2 protein-coding genes are annotated in these 4,220 nt (G+C 64.0%); both read left to right on the top strand.

What is annotated here, in order from left to right; translation table 11 throughout:
* Positions 1–666: 666 nt before the first annotated feature.
* Positions 667–2,967, top strand: a complete 2,301-nt coding sequence (locus AB1609_16990; GenBank protein ID MEW6048143.1) for a hypothetical protein — start codon at positions 667–669, stop codon at positions 2,965–2,967.
* A gap of 697 nt (positions 2,968–3,664) precedes the next feature.
* The coding region (locus tag AB1609_16985) for a hypothetical protein (GenBank protein ID MEW6048142.1) at positions 3,665–4,220 on the top strand (556 nt) is incomplete at its 3' end.

The raw sequence follows: 4,220 nt of genomic DNA, 5'->3' as shown, positions 1-4,220 counted from the left end.
CCAACCGCGGTCCCTACACCCCGATGGCTGCTCCGATCGCGGTCCCTGCACCCCGATCCCTGCCCGCACCAGGGTCCCTGCACCCCGATCCCTGCCCGCACCAGGGTCCCTGCACTCCGATGCCTGCTCCAACCGCGGTCCCTACACCCCTATGCCTCGTGCCTACACCGCGATCACCCCCCAACCGGGGTCCCTGCACCGATTCATCCCCCGACCGCGGTGCCTGCACCGGCATGGCCCCCAAACCGCCGTCCCTCCGCTGATCTGCGTACCCGTGGCTCCTGCGGAAGATTCAATCCTGGGGAGCGGGGTCTGAGGAACACAGTGCAATGTGCAAGCTTCATTCTGGGGCTGCTACATTCTGGCCGCGTTGCCGAAGTTGGTATGCTCAGAAGCTGTTGGGGGAAGATCCTCCCGTTTTTCGGCGACATCGTGCGTCTAGCTCTGCGTGCCCGTGCCTGAGGAGTACATGACTTGGCTGAAGGACCATGCGGGCGAGCGGCAGATCGCACCGTACATCCTGGAATTGCCATGCTGACATTAAAGGCTCGTACCTGTTCCAGCGGTAGTGGCTGCCTTCGGATCTGGTGCCCCGCCCGTTGTGGGGTGTGACCGACCTTCGTCTGCTTGCAGCTATGCGCGTTTGACCGGAGGATGGGGTGGAAGGTGGGCTGTGATCGATCCCCTCCAGTAGAACCCCGATACGCCGACGGGCAGCGTTGTGCGCACCTGCTCAAGGGAAGCGAGTTCCTGGCTAAGGCGGCCCCCGACCCTGCCCAACTCCTCGACCGTCGCCGCAGGGGTGCCGTGTCCCTCGAACTCCACACCACGGCTGACGTGGTGGAAGAGTCGGTGCACGACCGTGCGCTTGGTACCCTCGCGGAGGCCCGCTTGAGGGTCCTGGTCGTCCATTCACCCACGGAGTTACCTGACGCTGCTGGGCCGTGCGGCGTCGGTTCCCCCGATGAGCGGCGAGAGCGGCTCTCCCTCGAGTTGATTAGGAAGACCGTGGCGCTGGCCGACCGGGTTATTCCTCCTGGTCGGCCGCGTTACGTTATCATCCACTGGGGCACTGACGTGCGCCTCGCTGACCTCGGGCTCAACCGCGCGGGACACAGGCCGCTGCACGGCGAACTCGGCCTTCCTGGCCTGCGTCAGCAGGCTCTGGAGCAGGCATCCAGGTCACTGCTGACTCTCGCCGAGTTCTGTGAAGAACGAGCCCGACGGACGCGTGCCTCGTATGTCCTGTGCCTCGAGAATAAGCCCCTGTTCAGGCCTGGCTTCTGGACGCCCGAGCAGTCGGTCGTCGCCGTGGCGGGCCGTCTCCCGGAAGATTCAGTCGATGTGCTGAGCCGGGTGTCCGCGCGGAATGCCCCCGGGGATAGTGTGCAATTGCGAATTGCCCTCGACACAGTTCACCTCCTCACGGTATGTCGAGGCCTGCGGTGGATGGCATCTTTCGGGCAGCCCTTCGCCCTTTTCACTGAGGAGGACGTGGCTCAACACGCGAGCCTTACGCCCGAGGCTTTCATCGCCACGCTGTCCCCCTTGACGGCTGTTGTGCATCTTGCAAATGCGATCGGGCTGGCGGACTCCGATGCCGAGCATGGGGCTCCATTCGCCGATGTGTCGGACGTGCTTCCGCTTCTTCGTGCTCTGGATGCCGGAGGCTTCCTCGGCCCCGTGACCCTTGAGGTGCGTGAGCAGGATCCTTGCAACGCCGTCGGGCTCGAACTAACGGCCCGCACTGTGGCGATTGCCCTTGGCCGTGACCCCTTCACCGGCACACCTCTTCCTCCCGGGGCGGAGGCCGCTGCCCGGGACACTTCCCATCCCATGGACGCGGTGGCGGCCCCTGGCATTTCCCTTCCGGTGGCCGCCATGGCCGCTTCGCCGGTTGACGCGACCGCTTCACACGACGACGGCCGCCCTGCGCCAGGGCTCGCTGGCGTACTCGGGCTCGGTTCCCTCATCCATGCGGGAGGCCTGGAGGGGGCAAGCTTGTCCCTCCGGCCGAATGGTCCGGCCAGGCCGTCAGATCTTACCGCTGCCGAGCAATTCCTCCTTGAGGAGTTCCGCGAGGCAGGGGAAAACATGAGGGCCGGCTTCGAAGAGCGCGACCGCATGATCAACTTCTACCTGTCTATCCTCACCGCACTCCTTGGGCTGACGGGCTACCTCGTACTTGGGCCGACCGCAGGCGGAAGGGGCGAATCGCGGTTAGCGCCTATCGCTGCCGCCGGCGTGGCAATGCTCGGGTCACTCTTCGTCCTTGTCGTAGGGTGGTTTGTTTTCTCCGCATACCTGCGCATCCGGGTCAATTCGAACAACGAGCAGAACGCCCGCATCGCCATCCGGAGGTATTTCGCCGGCCAGAAGCTCCCCGGGGACGAGCCGGTCCGCCGGTACCTCAGGCATCCGGCGGGCTGGCTCCCCGCCCTCAACGTCTCTGGCGTCAACTACGCCCGCGCCCGCACCGTCATTTTCGCCAACAATGTCGCCGCTGCCATGGGGGCGGGGGCCGCCACGTACTGCTGTTGTTTGATTACGCGCCTCCCCGTATGGCTGTGGCTCGTGGTATCAGCACTTGCCTTCGTGGGTGTGTGGGTAGTGCAGGAACGCGTGTACCGCCGCGTCCTGGGCGGGCGCGACCGTGAAGCCCTGCTGACAGAACTAACGCGACAGTTGCGAGAAGAGGGGTACCAGGTCGACGCACTCTCAGAAGCCCTGTGCAGGCAACACCGGATAGGACCCCCCAAACTTTTTAGGCATACCTCCACAGGCGGCGTCACCTGTCTTGTCGTGGCGCTCCGGTTCTTCGGCTGGTGGCAAAAGCGTTATCTGAGGAGGCTGACCCGGTACTTTCCGCTGATCATCGGTGTTCCTCCCGACTTGCGTCCCAACGTTGCCCTCTGGCTCGACCGCGAAGGTCTCTCCGACAGAGTCACATTGCGGCCCATTGAATGAGACGGTTCCGTGCCTTCGGTAGTCGGCGGGAGTCGCCCACGAGCGAAGCACCCGTTTGCTCGGAGGCACCGGTGTGCCCGGCAACCGAAGAGCTTGTCCCGGCGGCTGTGTGTCCTACGGACTCCAGGTGGCCGAGATTGCTGTGGTATCGACCGGCGCTGTGGCGGGGACGACCTGACTGCGGGGCTGCTGGCGGAGTGTGATCGCTGGGGAAGGTCGGTGCCCGGGCATGACATCGGGGTGGGTGGCGGCGACTTGCCCCCGGGGTGGACGATGCCACGCTGGCCTTTCTCATCGACCTAACCACCTGCGACGGCATTAAGCGCACCTTCCAGTATCACCGCCTCTTCAACTGGCACGCCGCCCTCCTCTCCGCCCCCCTCGACGGCCCCTCTCCTTCCTCCGCACCCTCCTCAAATGGGCGCATGGGTTCGCCAAGGGAAATGTACCCAGGGCGCATGATCCTTGGGTACGTCTGCCCTGGAGGTTGGGAGAGACTAGACGTTGCGGGTGCTAACGATGCGCTTGTTTTCCGCCTAGCACTACCAGTCTTGGCTCGAGCGCTGCGGAGGGCCGGGAGTCCGTCATCCGTGCGGCAGGCTTAATGGAGGAGAACTGGTGCGAACGGGATGCTGTACTCAGCCATAGGATCAAGAGTGGGCGGGCCGCTGGCCGTTAGAGGAGGAGATGATCCGAATTGCGAAGGCCTACGGAAGTACCAATTAGTGGTGCCGTTCTGGAGTGGGCCATCAGCGCCGCAGGCCTTACAGAGCAGGCGTTTGCCGAGAAAATGAGGGTTGGTGTTGAGACGGTTCGCAGTTGGGAAGCGGGCGCGGCACTTCCCACTAAGACGCAGTTCAACCGTATGGTTAGCATCCTCAAGCGGCCGTCGTCGGTGTTCTTCCTTCCCAAGCCGCCTGTCGAGCCTGCTGGGGTAGTGGAACTAAGGCAACCACCCGGCGAAGATGCACGCAGCCTTACCGAAAGGGAGGCTCGCTGGCTACGTCGGGCGCGTTCCCTACAGGCCTTTGCCTCATGGCTTAGTCAGGAAATGGGGATGCCCGCCCGTGATTTCCCTCACGCGACAGTAGCCCAGGATCCCGAGATTGTTGCCCGCCGCGAGCGCAAACGGATCGGGGTGACCATTGAGCAGCAAGTGACAGGCTGGGGGAATGTCACTACCGCATTTGACGGTTGGCGCTCAGCGCTTGAAAATGTGGGGCTTCTGGTTTTCCAATTCCGGCTTGGGCGTG

The sequence above is a fragment of the Bacillota bacterium genome (assembly GCA_040754675.1).
Taxonomy (GTDB): Bacteria; Bacillota; Limnochordia; order Limnochordales; family Geochordaceae; genus Geochorda.
This window is presented reverse-complemented; position numbering and strand designations above follow the sequence as displayed.